Below are 17,545 nucleotides of genomic sequence, written 5' to 3'. Positions count from 1 at the left end.
CCTGGAGAACCAGAATTATAACACCATCTATTTAATGTCCAGTTACAAAATTCAGGTTCTATAGAACAAATTGGATGACCAGAAGTAATACCCAAACCTCCTTTTGCTTTTTCAGCAGTTAATGAAGAAACAGACTTCTTGTTAAGACTCAATGATTTTAGATTCTTTTTTTTCATGATATATAATTTTGATTAAGGTAGAAAAGATATAAAAACAAATTACTAACCACTTACGGTAAAGCCGTAAGTGAAAGAAAAGTAGTGTTCAATTTATAAAACAAACAATAAAATAACCGTAGTTATTAAAATGGCAAGTCAATAGAATTAGAGAAACCACAAACTAATTACTAGCGCTCCTAGAAAAATAACCGTAGTCTGATTTAATCATTTATTTTTTAACTACTCGTGAATAATTTCTTTTTTATTCGAGAATCTTAGTAATATTCTTAAATTTGAATTTCCATCAAATTTTCGATTCATGGCAGACCAAAAACGACTTTTTTTACTCGATGCGTACGCGCTTATTTTTAGAGGATATTATGCTTTTATTAAAAACCCAAGAATCAACTCGAAAGGGTTTGATACCTCAGCTGTTTTAGGATTTACCAATTCTTTGTTGGATGTAATTAAGCGTGAACGTCCAGATCATTTGGCGGTTTGTTTTGATAAAGGCGGAAGTGTAGATCGTGTGGAAGCGTTTCCAGAATATAAAGCGAACAGACAAGAAACTCCTGAAGCTATTCGACTTGCAGTTCCATATATTGAAAGCATTTTAGAAGCCATGCACATTCCAATTATTGTAAAAACGGGATATGAAGCCGATGATATTATTGGAACACTTGCCAAGAAAGCAGAAAAAGAAGGCTACAAAACATTTATGGTAACGCCAGATAAGGATTTTGCACAGTTAGTTTCTGAAAATATATTTATGTATCGTCCGCGATTTGGCGGCGGATATGAAACTTGGGGAATTCCGGAAGTACAAGAAAAATTTGGTGTAGAACGCCCTGAACAAGTCATTGATTTCTTAGGAATGATGGGCGATGCTGTCGATAATATTCCTGGATTGCCAGGTGTTGGAGAAAAAACAGCCAAAAAGTTTTTAGCAGCGTATGGAAGTATGGAAAATCTTTTAGCCAACACACATGAGTTGAAAGGAAAGATGAAGGAGAAAGTGGAAGCAAATAGCGAATTAGGCTTGCTTTCAAAACAATTGGCTACAATTATGCTAGATGTTCCTGTAGAGTTTCATGCAGAAAATTTTGAATTATCGAAACCAAATTTAGAAGCCGTTACGGAAGTTTTTAACGAATTGGAATTCCGTAGATTGCTCGATAATTTGATCAAAACGTTTAAAGCACCGGAAGAAAATTCCGCGGAAGCAAACACAAAAACAACTTCTAAAGCTTCTAAACAAGCGGCAGCTACTGGACAATTTGATTTGTTTGCTGCACCTGGAGGCGGAAATGTTTCGGAAGAAGCTACTATTTCTGGATATGAAACCATAAAAACGACCGATCATTTTTATCAATTGGCCAACACACCAATGGCGCGAAAAATGTTGCTTCAAAAGTTATTGAAACAACAAAGTGTATGTTTTGACACTGAAACAACAGGTTTAAAAGCACTTGAAGTAGCATTGGTTGGTGTTGCATTTTCATGGGAAAAAGGAAAAGGATATTATGTGGCATTTCCAGAAGATCAAGCAGAAACTAAAGAAATTTTAGAAGAATTCCGTCCGTTTTTTGAAAGTATGACGATTGAGAAAGTGGGACAGAATTTAAAATACGATATCAAAGTATTGTCTAACTATGACATGCCCGTAAAAGGCCCAATTTTCGATACGATGATTGCGCACTATTTGATCAATCCGGATATGCGTCATAATATGGACGTTTTGGCGGAAACATATTTGAATTACCAACCCGTTTCTATTGTAGAATTGATTGGTAAAAAAGGTAAAAATCAGTTGTCAATGCGACAAGTTCCGCTTGACAAACAAACTGAATACGCCGTTGAAGATGCAGATATTACCTATCAGTTAAAAGAACATTTTATCAAAGAATTGGAAAGTGGTCATTTGACAAAATTATTTACAGATGTAGAAGTTCCGTTGGTAAGTGTCTTATCTGCAATGGAGATTGAAGGAATTAATTTAGATCCGGACTTTTTAGGAGGTTTATCAACAGATTTAACAATAGATGTTGATCGTTTAGAGAAAAATATTTTTGAGCAAGCTGGTGAAGAATTTAACTTAGCTTCTCCAAAGCAATTAGGCCCAATTTTGTTTGATAAATTAAAATTAGTTGACAAACCTAAGAAGACCAAAACAGGACAATATTCTACCGCAGAAGATGTACTTTCCTATTTAGCGAAAGACCATCAAATTGTAGCGGATATTTTAGAATGGCGACAATATCGTAAACTACAAAGTACGTATGTTGATGCGCTGCCAAATGAAATTAACCCAAAAACGAATCGAATTCATACAGTCTATGCACAAGCTGTTGCTGCGACTGGAAGATTGAGTTCTAACAACCCAAATTTACAGAATATTCCAATTCGTACAGAACGTGGACGACAAGTGCGAAAAGCGTTTATTCCTAGAGATGAAAATTATGTGTTACTCGCTGCCGATTATTCTCAGATAGAATTGCGAATTATTGCAGCTTTGAGTGAAGAAGATACGATGATGCAAGCGTTTAAAGATGGCGCAGATATTCATGCTTCTACCGCTTCAAGAGTATTTGATGTTCCGTTGGAAGAAGTAACGCGTGAGCAACGTAGCAATGCAAAAACGGTGAACTTCGGAATTATTTATGGAGTTTCTGCTTTTGGATTGAGTAATCAAACCGATTTGACACGAAGTGAATCTAAAGAATTGATTGATACGTATTATGAAACCTATCCAAAGCTAAAAGCCTATATGGCAAATCAGGTTGCATTTGCGCGTGAAAACGGATATGTGGAAACGGTTTTGGGAAGACGTCGTTATTTAAAAGACATCAATTCTAGAAACGGAATTGTTCGTGGTGCGGCAGAACGAAATGCTGTAAATGCTCCAATTCAAGGAAGCGCGGCAGATATTATAAAACTTGCCATGATTAATATTTACAATCGTTTTTCAACAGAAGGTTTTAAATCGAAAATGTTATTGCAAGTACATGATGAATTGGTTTTTGATGCACATAAAGACGAGTTGGAAACCATTCAACCAATTATTAAAGAAGAAATGGAAAATGCTTTTAAAATGAGCGTTCCGTTAGATGTTGAGATTGGAATTGGTCAAAACTGGTTAGAAGCACATTAGCCGCAGGCGTCATGCTGAACTTGATTCAGTATCTCATTTTTGATTATTGATTGTTGATTTATTCGATGTACGATTTTAGATTTGTCTGATTATTTTATAATTCATAATGTCATTCCTGAGAAGGCAGGAATCCATTTTTGATGTATGATTTGTTTGATTTTAAATTGATAATTTCTCACAAATAAAAACGTCTCTTCGAGTGATTTTTCGGAATAAAATGAAGAAAAATAGTATCGAGAAGTACTCTGAAATTCAAATAAGCTCTCGACACAAAATTTCTTCAAAAATAGCTACGCTAGGTATTTTCTATCAACATATTTTTTGATCTCAAATGATACTCGATCTAACGTTTGGGCATTCACATAAATATAAAAAAAGCACTAAAATGTACATTTTAGTACTTTTCTACTGTAAACTTAAAGGATTACTTATTGTCTTTCATAAAATACAAGTATATCTTCGGCTGCATGAATAGTAGTTCCATCGTCAAGTAAAACTTCAAACCCATTTGGAATACTAAAAACTAAAGATTGTCCACCTCCAAAATTAGGCGCTGTAGACACAAAGCCATCTTCTTCCGTAAGAATCAAATTTCTACCTTCTATTGACCAAGTGGCTGAATATGTATCATTTTCATTGACACAATCAGCTGTATAAGTATACTCATCTTCTGTATCTTCTACCAATGAAGCCTTTATATTTAAAAATGAAGTAGAACTCACTATCGCTGTTCCATCTTGATTAAAGGTAATGGTTTCATTTTGATAACAGTTTGTTTGTCCTAATAAATCTAGGACTTTCACGCCATCCAAATCATAGTGATTTTCTAATATAAAATACGTCATTTTCCATGTGCCTGGAACAAGCGGCTCTAAAGAAATTTCATTGTCATCATCGGATGAACAGCCTAATAATAGCATACTCATCATACAAAATAATAGTAGTTTTTTCATAATAATCGGTTTTAATTAGTATTAATATTTAATGATGTTTCAAATATAAATACCAGTAAGAAAAAACTCAATTATTTAAGATAACCTTAGTGCAGTTTTGTAAATTTCTTAACATGATGTACTGGTTTTACAGATACTAAAAAGAAAATAAAGCGCTAAAACCCAGGTTTTAGCGCTTTATATATACAAGCCTACAAACTTACTTGTAATTTATTGTTTTGTATATGTTATAGTAACATCTTCTTCGGCAACCGCATTAAATCCTCCTGAAAAAATTTCAAAACCTTCAGGAACTGTGAATGAAAATTGATTGCTTCCGTTGTAAGTCGCTATAATTGTGAATCCATCTTCTTCTTGAAATGATAAGCTTGTCCCGTTTAATGTCCAATTTGTTGTCGTAATTTCAGCTTCATTTTCACAATTTAATGTATATGTAAATTCATCGGTTGTTCCTACTACCAATTCTGCTACAACAGTTAGGAAAGAATTTGAAAGCACTATAGCTGCTCCGCCTTCATTTATTTGAATGGTTTCATTTTGATAGCAATTTGTTTCAATAAGCAAATCTCTATTTGCAGTTCCGTCGTTGTTGAAGTCATACGAATTCTCTACTTCATATGAAGTCATTTTCCAAGTTCCAACTATAGGATCTGCTGGAGCTGGCGCGTCATCGTCGGATGAACAAGCAACTAAAAACAAACTGAATGCCGATAACAGTAATATTTTTCTCATAGTAATGGTATAAATTGTTTAACGGGTGCAATGTATCAAATTATGTACCGAAAACTAAGTTATGTGAAAATTTATTATTGGATTTATAGAAAAGAAGCCACCACAAATGATGACTTCTTTAGAAACTATTTTACTGCTTTAAAAGTTTCAACGTTTTTGTATGTGATGCAGATGTTATTTTTAAATAATACATTCCTACGGCATACGACGAGAGATCAATTTGAAAAGTGTTGCCTTTTTTAAGTGCTCTGTTTAAAATTACAACTCCTTTTTGATCAACTATTTGTATGCTTCCTTCCAACTCTTGATTGAGTTTTACTGTAAATATATCTTTACTCGGATTTGGCGTTACAGAATATACAAAAGCATCTTCATTGATATCTTTTTGTAAAAACCCTTTGGTTGGCTTTATTGGATCATTTATAAAACAACTTACGACTGTAAAGTTTCGCGTGGTAGATTTCCAACCAAAACACGGAGGATTTCCAATAGCCAGTTTGATTTGATATTCATAACCTGCCACAAATTGTTCTCCCGGATTGTCTCCATTGTTTAAAAATTCGTAACTAAGATTTACAATTCCAACTTGCTGATTGGTTGTCCAACCATAGTTTGCATAATGTGAAAATGCGCCTGTGCTTCCTGCAGGTCTTCGCCAAGCATCAAAGAAATAACGTGTTTCACCTTCTGTTGCTATTCCGTTCATATACACATCTTCGTTGTAACAAAATGTCGTTTTTGACTGTCCAACAGCGTTTTCAAAATGAAAAACAGGTTGTGCCGATTCGTTGATTGAAGGAATGTATTTGCGCGTTTCTTGCCATCTGTGACATGCGTCCCAAACACCGTGTTTTATGTAGTAAAATTTATTTGGATCTAACCCAGTAAAGGTTTTTGATCCGCCACTACAACATTGAGAGCTTCCTACTTGTTGCACTGTAAAGTTGCCACCTGTTTGGTTTGCTGCTGAAGTTTCATATAAAGACCAATGATGATTGTCCGCTGGCGCATTTGGTGTTACTGTAACTGACGTTGTTCCATCTGAAGCACAGGTTGTTGTAAAGGTAAATAATGAATTGTTGTATGCGCTGTCATCAGGATGTAAACCTGCTTCCCAAACACCTCTTCCAAACGTTGCACAACGAATAATGTTTTGATATTCATCAATTTCTAAATCCATTACTGGAACGTTTGGAATTCCTTCTGTATAACATTCCCACTCACTCATGTTACTACTTCTGTAATACACTCCAAAATCGGTTGCTAAATACAAGAAATCACACCTTTTTATTCCGTTGTTATGTGTTGGTGTTATCACGATATCATTTACAGGCACTGCTTCTAATCCTTGTGCATATCCTTCCCAAGTTGCTCCACCATCATCAGATTTTACCACACGGTTTTTTATATTATATGCGCCATAACCAACCCAAACTTTATTAGGATCAGACGAATGCACTTCAATACTAGAAATGTATCCGTGCGAACCTTTATTTAAGTCAGCAGGAGAAACATCTGTCCAAGTAACTCCACCATCTGTAGTTTTTAAAAATTGTTGTCTCATTTTACGATTTGGATCTTGCCACCAATTGCTGTAAGCACCGGCATCGAAATCTGCAATTCCTTCTTGATATGCGATATAAATAATATTAGAATTGCTTGGCGCGACTTTTATTGCAGAGATACTTTGCGAATTGGCAACTGAAAAAGGAATAGTTATTTGTGTTGCCGAACTTCCTGCAACACGCACTTGTAAATGTCGTTTCCCTACTAAAAGCCTGTTATGATTGTTAGGATCTAAAACCATTGGTGTTACCCAAAGTCCATTAGAACCACCTACACTATAATTGGAAAATGAAAGTCCTCCATTTGTAGATCTTCTGGTAATTCCGTTTTGCGCTTCACTATATACAATATTTGGGTCTACAGGATCTACAATACATACCATTCCATCACCGCCAGTTCCTGTTGAATGCGCCCAATTTCCATTATTTTGTCGCACCATACAATTGGTATCTTGAAATCCACCTTCAATAATATCAGGAACTGACGAATTTGTTCGTAACGACATTCCAATATCATATATTTCAGAAACGGCTAAACCTTCAGAAGCAATTTGCCAAGTAAGTCCGTTGTCAACACTTCTGTACACACCAGCATCATTTGCTAAAAAAACATGATTTGTGTTAGATACTTCAACATCGTTTGTGTCTACATGAAATCCTGACATTGTTGAGAAAGTAACGCCACCATCTGTAGATCTTCCACTTAAAACATCTGTAATATAAACCAGATTTTCATTTTGTTGCGATACTTCTAACGAACCTCTAATCCAGCCAATTCCTGTTGGAAAGTTTGCATTGTTTTCGAGTGAAAACGTAAGTCCAGCATCTATCGATTTCCATAATTTTCTTTGATTCGTTGTACTTTGAGTGGGATCAAAATATTGGGCAAACGTATATATTACATTTGGATTAGCAGCACTTACTTCTACTTCCATACGTTGTGCATGTCCGTTATCCCACGATAAACTATTAAAAGAGAATCCTGCTAATTGCGGTGTTAAATCGGTAAATACATAATTATTTGTACCTAATCTTCTTCCTTGCACCAATTTGTGTCCTGAAAAATAGAATGTATTGCTATTATCTGTTTTAAATTCGAAATCTTCCACCGCAAAACCTTCATAAATTTTTGCCCAAGTAAGTCCGTAATTTTCAGACACAAATACTTTTCCTTTATAATTATCTTTTTTTGTTGTGGTTCCGAAATAATCGGAAGTTGCTGCCCAAGAAAATTTAATTACAGTTACATACACTCTATTATTTGCATTTGGATCAACTGCAATTTCTGTAATACGTTCTTCGTCTCCAATTTCCCATGGAGTTGCTTCTAAGTGTACAGTTGTCCATGTGCTTCCGCCATTCACAGATCGTTTTAAACCAATACTGTGTAGTGTTGGAGAGAAGTGACTTTTTTTCGTACCTGTTGCTGCCAATAGAATTTCTGTTCCCGAACTATTTTCCATAACGGCTACATCTGAACAGGCAGAAACTTCAAATTTATCTGAACCTATTTGCGTCCAATTGTTTCCGTTATTGGTTGATCGCCATAAACCAGGCCTTCCACCAGCAAAAACAGTTTGATTGGATGTTCCGTTATAATCTGGATGTAATTTTACAAAATCTAATCGTCCCAATCCACGTTGAAGTGACGTTCCTGCGGGAAATGAAGAAGGTCCAATACTCGTCCAACTTGCATCAGAACTACAATTGAAGTTGCTTTTACTTGTTGCTTCTTGAATGTTACCCGTAATCTCACTAAACTTACCGTATGTACCAACTCTTGGTTCCCAAAAGGCTTTCCAACGATTAAATGATTTGTACCCTACACCTTTGGTACTTCCGTTGTTTTTCTTTATTCTTTCATTGAGCTCTTTTTCTTTTTTCGCTACAATTTCAAAAAAATAAGGTTCTTGATTTTCTCGATCATTTTTTTTGTCTTGACTCTGGGCTTCACTAAAAAGTAGAAGTCCTACGCAGAGTAACATGATTTTTCTCATAATATTTGCTTTTTTGTTTCGTTGCAAATATGAAATTTGACATGCTTTTCTCTGTCAAGCTAAAAACTGATTTTATAAGGGGAAAACACTATTTTTGAAATAGTGATAAACTTATTGATCATTGTTTTTTTCCTTTTCATGTACGATCTACAAAAAAATAAACTCCTAAAACTAGAGTACAAATCGATAGGTAAATTTCATCAAGAAAATATTTTCTGGTTGTTGTCCTAATATTTGATTGTCCAAACTACGTAATAAATGATCTCGTGTATTTCCAAAACCTGTGGTTCCTTGCGACCAAACTAAGAACAATTCAGAACCTGGAATGTATTCCCAACGTAAGACTAAATTGGAACGAAATTGCACAAAAGCAAAATCAGGATTTCCTATAGAATAGTTTACATTTCCATTTGCATCTTCGTCAATAATATAAGAATTTGAAGCAGCATCAAAGGTGATTTCATTGGGTTGATATTGATAGAAACGATCGTTCAAATCATCAGCAATAGAATTGGTTACGTATTTAAAATCCTTGTAACGACCAATAGACACAAAAGGTTGTCCGTAATATTGAATGGATAAATTTGGGTTGATGGTATAATTGAAACGAATTGCTGCACTTAACGTTTGATTGTCAATATCGCCCAAAATGTAACGTGTTGTTCCGTTTGAATCTGCTTGTGTAACATATTGCGTTTTATTTGGATTGTAATTGTATTGCGGGCTTATGGAAATTCGCATTGCATCCGTTGGTTGATAGGTAACATCGCCGCTTACTTCTATAAATGTAAAGTTGTCTTGTTTTGCTTTTGAATACACCATTCCCCAACTTGTACGCAGTTTTTTACGTTCGTCTGTTCCGAAAAAAGCATATCCAAAATTTTCTTGTGAAAATCGCCAACGCGGTCCGCCACGCAAAAATGTATTGATGTAAATTCGCGGTTTGTGCGCGCCACCAATATCAATAAACCAATTGTTTAAAAGTCGTAAGTTCGTATTAAATTCATATTGAATTCGATTAAAATTTCCTTCAAAATCATAGGTCGTGTATTGTGAAAATCGCGCCGAAATGCTTCTAAATTTCCCAAAAGATTTTGTGGTTTGGTACCCAATATTAGCGTACTGGCGAATTAAATCCGCTTGACGTAAAAACCCAATATCGTTAAGTTCCAATTCTGGCGAACGCCATATTACGCCACCATCATAACGCCACGTTCCGCTACCAGCTTTTCCAAATTCGAGCTTTCCGCCTGTTCCTGTTAAAGAAGTTCGGTTTAGATCAACATCCACATGTCCTGCATCTACACGTTGAAATAAATGTGTAAGTGAATTTTGTGTGGCTGCAATTGCTTCTTTGCTTCCTTGCACATGACTTGTTACAATATTTCCTTTTACAAAGTACGTTCTGTCTTTCCAATTATGCGTAAAATCTAATCCGCCTGTATACGCTGCTTTGTGTAAAAAATTCAGATTGTCTTCCAATCGGCGGTTGGTTGCTGTAAAAATTCCGCCAATAAAAGTATTGCGTTTATTGAAGTCTTTTTGCAATCGTCCCACAAAATAATTCGTTAGCGGTTCCACAAGTTCTTTTCTGCGTGTTCCATTGTTATCAATTTCGGCAAATTCTTTTCCAGTTACACTTTCCAACACACCAATTGACCAACCATTTTTAGTTTTTCCGCTAAATTTTGCAGCGCCTAAAATGGTAGAGTTTTGTGGTTGATTTACAAATTCGCCCGAAGCTGTATTTGGAAAACCTTGCGGATTTCGACCAATACGTCGCGAATAAAATACATTGTCTTGATCATCGGCAAACTGATAATCAAAAATATTTTTATTCTCTACAAAAAACGGACGTTGTTCGCGGAAGAAAATTTGAAAGCCATCTAAAGCAATTGCTGCAGGATCTGCTTCTACTTGTCCAAAATCGGGATTGATAGTGAAATCTAAAGTCAAATCGTTTGTTACACCAATTTTACCATCGAGTCCGCCATTTAAGGTAAAATCGTCTCCATCACGAAACGGATTTCCATTTTCTTCCGGATAAGTATCATATTGCGTAACAATGTATGGTTGAATTTCTAGTTGTCGTTGTGGTTTTATATTTTTTAATCCGTGTAATTCTCCAAATTCGCTTACCCAACCTGGCGCATCTTGGGGAATTCGTTGCCAAGTAGATCGTTCTTCTTTTCTAAAAAAGCGACGTTGCACTTGCAATCCCCAAATTTGTTCTACACTTTTTCCAAATCGCAATTGACTGAGTGGAATTTTCATTTCGGCTGTCCAACCTTCTTCATCTACATTAGTTTTTGTGTACCAAATCGGATTCCAACTTCCATCCCAATTTTTACCATTATCTGAAATAAACTCGTCTCCTTTTACACCTGCCGCAGTTACTGTAAACGAAAAACCTGTTCGTAAATCGTGATAGCTATCAATATTAATTTCGATCCAATCGCCATCAAAACCATCGCGGCGCGACAAACGTTTTACAATTTTGTCTGGATCTTTGTCATACGCACGCACTGCAACATATAAAAATTTTGCATCGTACATAATTTTAAACTTAGTTTGCTCTGTTGGCGGTGTATTTTCATCTGGTCGATTTTCAATAAAGTCACCTGCCCATTCAACAGAATCCCAACTTGCATCGTTGAGCAAACCATCAATTTTTGGAGCTTCTCCTTTAATACTATTTGTCGTATAAATTTTTTTAGGAATAATTTTTGATGTTTCTTGTGAAAATCCCAAGATGGGAATGCACAAAAAACCTATGCACAACAATAGGAATGATTTCATAAGTCGCTTTTTGATTGATTGATTGTTATAAAAGTAACAAACCTTGTAAAATTACGTCAATTATTGGTCAAATATTACTACTTATTAAGAAATACACTAAATAATAAACAATAGAAGTTTTATTGTTTATACTGACTTTAAGAAACATAATTTTAAGTACATTTGATTTGAAAACAAAAAAGTAGTGAGCGCCTTAAAAACCATATTATACTTTTCCCTTTTTAAGTATCCGTTAACAAGGACTGAAATTTTTCAGTTTTCTGATAATCCGGATCAAAAAGAAATTGATAGCGAAATTGATATGCTATTGAAAAAAGGCATCATTTTTAATTTTGATGGTTTTTATATTGATGTCAATAATCCTGATCGTGTAGAACGCAGATTGAAAGGCAACGAAATGGCACGAAACATTATGCCGAAAGCGGTAAAGGTTTCAAAAAAAATAGCAAAATTCCCCTATATAAAAGGTGTTTGTTTATCTGGCGCATTGTCAAAAGGTTTTTATGACGACGATGGCGATTTTGACTTTTTTATTATTACGCAACCAAATCGTTTGTGGATTGCAAGAACATTACTTGTTTTATATAAAAAGATATTTTTATTGAATTCTAAAAAATATTTCTGTGTCAACTATTTTATTAGCACAGATCAATTAGAAATTTCAGAACAAAATTTATTTACAGCAACCGAAATTTCCACGCTTATTCCATTGTATGGAACAGAAACGTTTAAGGATTTTATAACAAAAAATCCATGGGCTGCTCCATATTTTCCAAATAAACCAGCTGTTAAAATGAGTACGATTAGAGATACTGAAAAAAGTAGATTCTCTAAAATGATTCAAAAAATATTTAATGGTTCTTTTGGATTAAAAACAGATCTCTATTTACAAAAATTTACGATCAAAAAGTGGAGAAAAAAATTCAAACACTTAGCTCATGAAGATTTTGAAATTGCGATGAAATCTACAAGACACGTATCTAAACATCATCCACAAAACTATCAAAATAAAGTAATTACACGTTTAAACGAACGTTTAGACCAAGTTACAAAACAATACAATTTGAAATATCTCGAAAAACATGCTTGATGTTGTTTTTTCACATTCCTATTACTATAAGTTTGATGCCAAACAATGGAAAAATCAAACGCCATATCCACCATTAGGAACACTGTACGCTGCTTCCTATTTACGTGAAAACGGATATGCAGTTGGTGTTTTTGACGCCAATTTATTAGACGACCCAAGAACCATAAAACCATACTTAGAGACTCACAAACCTAAAACATTTGTACTTTACGATGATGGCTTTAATTATTTGACAAAAATGTGCTTAACCACCATGCGTGAAGCCGCTTTTGAAATGATTAAAATTGCTAAAAATCTAAATTGTCATATTATTGTTTGCAGCTCTGATTCCACAGATCATTACGAAAAATATTTGGATACTGGTGCAGATTTTGTAATTCAAGGTGAAGGCGAAATTTCGTTAAAAGAATTGGTGGATGCGTTATCAAATAACGAAGATACTTCGCAAATAAAAGGCTTGGTTTTTAAAAAAGATGGCGAAATTATCAAAAATCCAAAACATCCTGTATTGCGCAATTTAGACGAATTGCCGATGCCTGCCTGGGATTTGATTGATATTGAACCGTACCGAAAGATTTGGGAAGCTGGCGGAAATGAATTTACGCTAAATATGGCAACAACTCGTGGTTGCCCGTTTAAATGTAATTGGTGTGCGAAACCGATTTACGGAAATCGCTACAACTCACATTCGCCCGAATACATTACCAAACACATAAAATATATAAAAGAAAATTATGGCGTTACACGTTTTTGGATGTGTGACGATATTTTTGGCTTAAAGCCGAATTGGGTTCAAAATTTCAATCAAGAACTCAAAAAAGAACAACTTTCCATTTCGTATTACATACAAAGTCGTGTCGATTTATTATTGAAAGAAGATACTATTGAAGCTTTAGCTGAAAGTGGATTGGAAGAAGTTTGGGTTGGCGCAGAAAGTGGCTCACAAGCAATTTTGGACGCGATGGACAAAGAAACCAAAGTAGAACAAATTTATGAAGCCACACGTTTACTAAAAGAAAAAAAGGTACGCGTCGCGTTCTTTATTCAGTTTGGCTATTTGGAAGAAACCAAAGAAGACATTCAGAAAACAATTGATATGATTAAAGAGTTGGTTCCTGATAATATTGGCGTTTCAGTTTCGTATCCGCTTCCAGGAACTAAATTTTACGATAAAGTTAAAGATGACTTACAGTTAAAAGCTAACTGGACAGATTCTGACGATTTAGCAATGATGTTTAAAGGAACATACAACACGCAATTTTACAGAAAATTGCAACGGTATGTTCATAAAGAATTCCGTAAAAGTCAAGCGACACAAAACTTTAAAAAATTCTTTAAAAATCCGTTTTCAATTTCTAAATCTGAGTTGCGATCAATGCTATTGTTTGGGTATTACGTACCCGCTGCTTTTATTGATAAAATTCAACTTAAAAATATGGAGAATACCAATGCATAGTGATTTTGATGTAGCTGCGCCGCAGTACGATGATATTTTTACCTATTCGAACATAGGAAAAGCGCAGCGAAAACTCGTTTTTAAACATATAAATCCGATCATTCAACAGGATAAAAAACTGTCTATTTTAGAGCTAAATTGCGGAACTGGCGCAGATGCAATTGAATTTGCAAAACTGAATCATGATGTGATTGCAACTGATATTTCTGCGGGAATGATTGACGTTGCCAAATCAAAATCGCACCCAGAAAATCTTCAATTCAGAGTACAAGACATTAATACTATTACAAAAGATACGTTTGACAGAAAGTTTGATTTTATTTTTTCAGATTTTGGAGGAATTAACTGTTTATCTTTTGAACAATTAGAAACATTTTTTAAAACTGCTTCCGATTTGTTACTTCCTAATGGGAAACTAGCAATTGTATTAATGCCTAAAAATTGTGTATGGGAACGTATGTATTTTACTTTAAAAGGAGATAAAGTCAAAGCTACACGAAGAAACACAACCGAAAGTATTGTTGCCAACGTAGATGGTGTTGGCGTAGCAACTTGGTACTACAATCCGCAAGACGTTTCTGCAGCAGCGAACACATTTTTTACAACTAAAAAAGTAAAACCAATTGGTGTCACCATTCCGCCTTCGTATTTAGAACAATCGTTTGTGGCTAAATTTCCAATGCTGAATATTTTTAGAGGTTTAGATTCCATTTTAACAGCTTCTTCACTCGCAAAATACGCAGATCATTTTTTGATTACTCTCGAAAAGAAAGGGTAATTGCTGGTTGCTGATCAAGAAATTTTTTTGTGTTGAAATACTCCTTTGAAATTCATAAAAAAAGATTCGCATTCTAAATAAGTTATTTTATGGTTTTTGATTGTGAATTTTTCGTAACTGCTTAGTATATTTGGGAAGTGAATTATTATGGAAAAGAAAAGTTAACGAGACTTAAATATTTATAAAAAAGCTTTTAAATTAAGTTTAGAGGTTCATGAAAAGTCGTTATCGTTACCAAAGTACGAATTATACGAACAAGGCAGTTAAGTAAGAAGATCGTCCAAATCAATAACCGCAAATATTGTAGAAGGTTATGGCAGGAAAAAATACAAAGCTGATTTTATTAAATTTTTAATATATGCACAAGCTTCTTGTGACGAAACTATAAATCATTTACATTGCATAGCTGAAATTCACAATAAGAAAAATGAAGTAAATCCACTTATAGAAGAGTATGTCATTTTAGGCAAACAAATTAATAAGTTTATTATATACGTGGACAGGAATTGGAATACCAACGTGACTAAGAATACATAACCAGAAACGAGCAAATAGCAACCAAATAATGAGCATCATTCTCACACATACATATTATCTTTTTGAAGATGAGAAAGAGCAAAGTATCATGCGTCCGTATGCGCCGTTGGGATTGTTGTATATTTCGTCGTATTTGAATGAAAATAAAGTAGAAAATCATGTGTATGATTCTACATTCTACTCTAAGAAAGAGCAATTGCGATTTATTGAAGAAAAGCAACCTAAAGTAATTGCGATTTACACAAATTTGATGACGAAAATTAACGTGATTGAATTGATTCAACTTCTAAAAACAGAAGAAATATATGGTTTTCCAAAGATTATTTTGGGCGGACCAGATATTACATACAACTGTGAAAATTACCTAAATACTGGCGCCGATTTTTTAATTATTGGCGAAGGTGAACAAACGACTTTAGAGTTGTACCAAGCCATTATAAATGATGCTGATTACAGTGAAGTTCACGGAATAGCGTATTTAGAAAATGGTGAAGTTGTAAAATCGCCTGCACGAATGCGCATGAAAAGTTTGAAAGAATTGCCATTGCCAAACCGAGCTGCAATTCCTGTAGAAAAATATTTAGATGCTTGGAAAACACATCACGGACAAAGTTCCATGACTGTGAGTACGCAACGTGGTTGCCCATATACGTGCAAATGGTGTAGTACAGCTGTGTATGGACAAAGTTACCGCAGACGTCCGCCGAATATGGTGGCTGCTGAATTGAAAATGCTGAAAGAAACGTACAATCCTGATGGAATTTGGTTTGTGGATGATGTATTTAGCGTAAGTCACAAATGGATTGAACTTTTCCATGAAGAAGTAATTAAGCAAGATGCCATAATTCCGTTTGAATGTATTACACGTGCCGAACGTTTGAACGATCATATTTTGCAATTATTGAAAGAAGCAGGTTGTTTCCGTATTTGGATTGGTGCAGAAAGTGGTTCGCAAAAAATCATTGATGCCATGGACCGTCGCGTAGATGTTGACGTTGTAAAGGAAGCCATTCAAAAAACTAATGCACTTGGTATGGAAACGGGAACGTTTATCATGGTTGGTTATCCTGGTGAAGATGAACAAGATATCAACGAAACTATTACGTATTTAAAAGCGGCAAATCCGACACATTTTACCATTACGGTTGCGTATCCGATCAAAGGAACTTCCTTGTATAATGAAATTGAAGATAAAATTACAGTACAGCCAGAATGGAATACATCAACCGACCGACAAATTGATTTTAAACGTACATACTCACGAAAATTTTATGATTTTGCTGTGCGCAGAATTGTAAATGAAGTCAATTATAATAAAGAATTGCTCAAAGGTAAAGATCGAAGTTTGCTCACATCTGTGAAATTAAAAACGAAATCTTTACTAGCACAAACAGCCATGAAATTATACAAATGAAACTAGATTTTAGTCGTATAACCCAACAACAAAATGTCTATTATTTGACACCTGAAAATGCTGATTTTTCCAAGTATTATCTCGCTGTGCGCGAAAAAGAAAATCGTATTTTGACAGATGTGGAAGTGCGTAAATTACCAAATATAGATCGTGATGAATGGGCGTATCGTGTCAAATCTACAGAACGATTTTTGGCATATTTGAGTAAAAAAAATGATCCAACAGCTATTTTAACTATCGGCTGTGGAAATGGTTGGTTTTCTAACAAAATTGCAGCAATTTTGGAAAAAAATCAAGTCATTGGTTTGGACGTTAATCGTGAAGAATTGGAACAAGCCGCGCGTATTTTTAGGAAAAAGAATCTAAAATTTGTGTATGCAGATATTTTTGAAGTTTCTGATTATTTTCAGAAGAAATTCGACATCATCACGCTCAACGGAGCCATTCAATATTTTGAGGATTTTAAAGGTTTGATTTCGCAATTACAATCCTTTTTAACAGAAAATGGTGAAATTCATATCATTGACAGTCCTTTTTATGCTTCTGAAGAAATTCTTGCTGCAAAAGAACGTACAAAAACCTATTACACTGAATTAGGTGTTCCAGAAATGACAGCACAATATCATCATCATAATGAACAATTAGTGCAAAACTTTGATGTTTTATATACATACAAACGAAATATTATATATAAGATTTTAGGTAAAAAAGATTCGCCTTTTTCTTGGTATGTATTACATTAGAGGACTTTAGAAAACTATTTTAAAAATACTGTATGAAGCTTTTCTCAAAACGATTTCTTAAAAAACTAGCCTTCTCAGGAATAGTCACACTTGTATTGTTGATTATTGCTGAAATTGTGCTTTCTGCATTGGAAATTTTCCCAACAGATTATTATACTAATACGCCAAATTC

General features: G+C 34.6%; 10 protein-coding genes and 1 pseudogene. 7 read left to right on the top strand and 4 right to left on the bottom strand.

What is annotated here, in order from left to right:
* The first annotated feature begins 477 nt into the window (after positions 1-477).
* Positions 478-3,309: a DNA polymerase I gene (polA, locus tag AB8B65_RS17305; protein WP_405302537.1), complete on the top strand. Its 2,832-nt coding sequence runs from the start codon at positions 478-480 to the stop codon at positions 3,307-3,309.
* 428 nt (positions 3,310-3,737) lie between these two features.
* Here polA and AB8B65_RS17300 read toward each other — a convergent pair whose 3' ends face one another.
* The 4 genes from AB8B65_RS17300 to AB8B65_RS17285 all read right to left on the bottom strand — a co-directional run bounded on the left by AB8B65_RS17300 (position 3,738) and on the right by AB8B65_RS17285 (position 11,355).
* Complete coding sequence (locus AB8B65_RS17300) at positions 3,738-4,262, bottom strand: lipocalin family protein (RefSeq protein ID WP_405302536.1); 525 nt, start codon at positions 4,260-4,262, stop codon at positions 3,738-3,740.
* 210 nt (positions 4,263-4,472) lie between these two features.
* Positions 4,473-4,994, bottom strand: coding sequence for a hypothetical protein (locus AB8B65_RS17295; protein WP_405302535.1), 522 nt, complete (start codon positions 4,992-4,994; stop codon positions 4,473-4,475).
* Positions 4,995-5,124: 130 nt separating this feature from the next.
* Positions 5,125-8,556 (bottom strand): T9SS type A sorting domain-containing protein, encoded by a 3,432-nt coding sequence (locus AB8B65_RS17290; protein ID WP_405302534.1) that lies wholly within the window; start codon positions 8,554-8,556, stop codon positions 5,125-5,127.
* A gap of 171 nt (positions 8,557-8,727) precedes the next feature.
* The gene (locus AB8B65_RS17285) at positions 8,728-11,355 is read right to left on the bottom strand and encodes a DUF5916 domain-containing protein (RefSeq protein ID WP_405302533.1); all 2,628 of its coding nucleotides are present in this window, start codon (positions 11,353-11,355) and stop codon (positions 8,728-8,730) included.
* 184 nt (positions 11,356-11,539) lie between these two features.
* On the opposite strand from AB8B65_RS17285, the gene AB8B65_RS17280 reads away from it, so the two are divergent.
* The 6 genes and pseudogenes from AB8B65_RS17280 to AB8B65_RS17255 all read left to right on the top strand — a co-directional run bounded on the left by AB8B65_RS17280 (position 11,540) and on the right by AB8B65_RS17255 (position 17,373).
* Positions 11,540-12,445 (top strand): nucleotidyltransferase domain-containing protein, encoded by a 906-nt coding sequence (locus AB8B65_RS17280; protein WP_405302532.1) that lies wholly within the window; start codon positions 11,540-11,542, stop codon positions 12,443-12,445.
* Positions 12,438-13,901 carry a B12-binding domain-containing radical SAM protein gene (locus AB8B65_RS17275; RefSeq protein ID WP_405302531.1) on the top strand — a complete coding sequence of 488 codons (1,464 nt, stop codon included), beginning with the start codon at positions 12,438-12,440 and terminating at the stop codon, positions 13,899-13,901. The genes AB8B65_RS17280 and AB8B65_RS17275 overlap by 8 nt, the downstream gene beginning before the upstream one ends.
* Positions 13,894-14,679, top strand: a complete 786-nt coding sequence (locus tag AB8B65_RS17270; protein WP_405302530.1) for a class I SAM-dependent methyltransferase — start codon at positions 13,894-13,896, stop codon at positions 14,677-14,679. Before AB8B65_RS17275 ends, AB8B65_RS17270 begins: the two co-directional genes overlap by 8 nt.
* A gap of 279 nt (positions 14,680-14,958) precedes the next feature.
* Positions 14,959-15,216 (top strand): annotated as a pseudogene (locus AB8B65_RS17265) (four helix bundle protein); the annotation flags it as partial.
* Between the two features lie 28 nt (positions 15,217-15,244).
* Complete coding sequence (locus AB8B65_RS17260) at positions 15,245-16,630, top strand: B12-binding domain-containing radical SAM protein (RefSeq protein WP_405302529.1); 1,386 nt, start codon at positions 15,245-15,247, stop codon at positions 16,628-16,630.
* Entirely contained in the window at positions 16,627-17,373 is a 747-nt protein-coding gene (locus AB8B65_RS17255) for a class I SAM-dependent methyltransferase (RefSeq protein WP_405302528.1), read from the top strand. Before AB8B65_RS17260 ends, AB8B65_RS17255 begins: the two co-directional genes overlap by 4 nt.
* The last annotated feature ends 172 nt before the right edge of the window (positions 17,374-17,545 follow it).

Source organism: Kordia sp. (genome assembly GCF_045105435.1).
In the GTDB taxonomy this organism is placed as follows: Bacteria; Bacteroidota; Bacteroidia; order Flavobacteriales; family Flavobacteriaceae; genus Kordia.
Note: the sequence above shows the minus strand (reverse complement) of the source record. Positions and strands in the feature narration are given on the sequence as shown.

Bases quoted from the DNA above. Each gene is read 5' to 3' on its own strand.
- AB8B65_RS17275 (WP_405302531.1), top strand. From the start codon at position 12,438: ATGCTTGATGTTGTTTTTTCACATTCCTATTACTATAAGTTTGATGCC.
- AB8B65_RS17260 (WP_405302529.1), top strand. From the start codon at position 15,245: ATGAGCATCATTCTCACACATACATATTATCTTTTTGAAGATGAGAAA.
- AB8B65_RS17290 (WP_405302534.1), bottom strand. From the start codon at position 8,556: ATGAGAAAAATCATGTTACTCTGCGTAGGACTTCTACTTTTTAGTGAA.
- AB8B65_RS17285 (WP_405302533.1), bottom strand. From the start codon at position 11,355: ATGAAATCATTCCTATTGTTGTGCATAGGTTTTTTGTGCATTCCCATC.
- AB8B65_RS17255 (WP_405302528.1), top strand. From the start codon at position 16,627: ATGAAACTAGATTTTAGTCGTATAACCCAACAACAAAATGTCTATTAT.
- AB8B65_RS17270 (WP_405302530.1), top strand. From the start codon at position 13,894: ATGCATAGTGATTTTGATGTAGCTGCGCCGCAGTACGATGATATTTTT.
- AB8B65_RS17300 (WP_405302536.1), bottom strand. From the start codon at position 4,262: ATGAAAAAACTACTATTATTTTGTATGATGAGTATGCTATTATTAGGC.
- AB8B65_RS17295 (WP_405302535.1), bottom strand. From the start codon at position 4,994: ATGAGAAAAATATTACTGTTATCGGCATTCAGTTTGTTTTTAGTTGCT.
- polA (WP_405302537.1), top strand. From the start codon at position 478: ATGGCAGACCAAAAACGACTTTTTTTACTCGATGCGTACGCGCTTATT.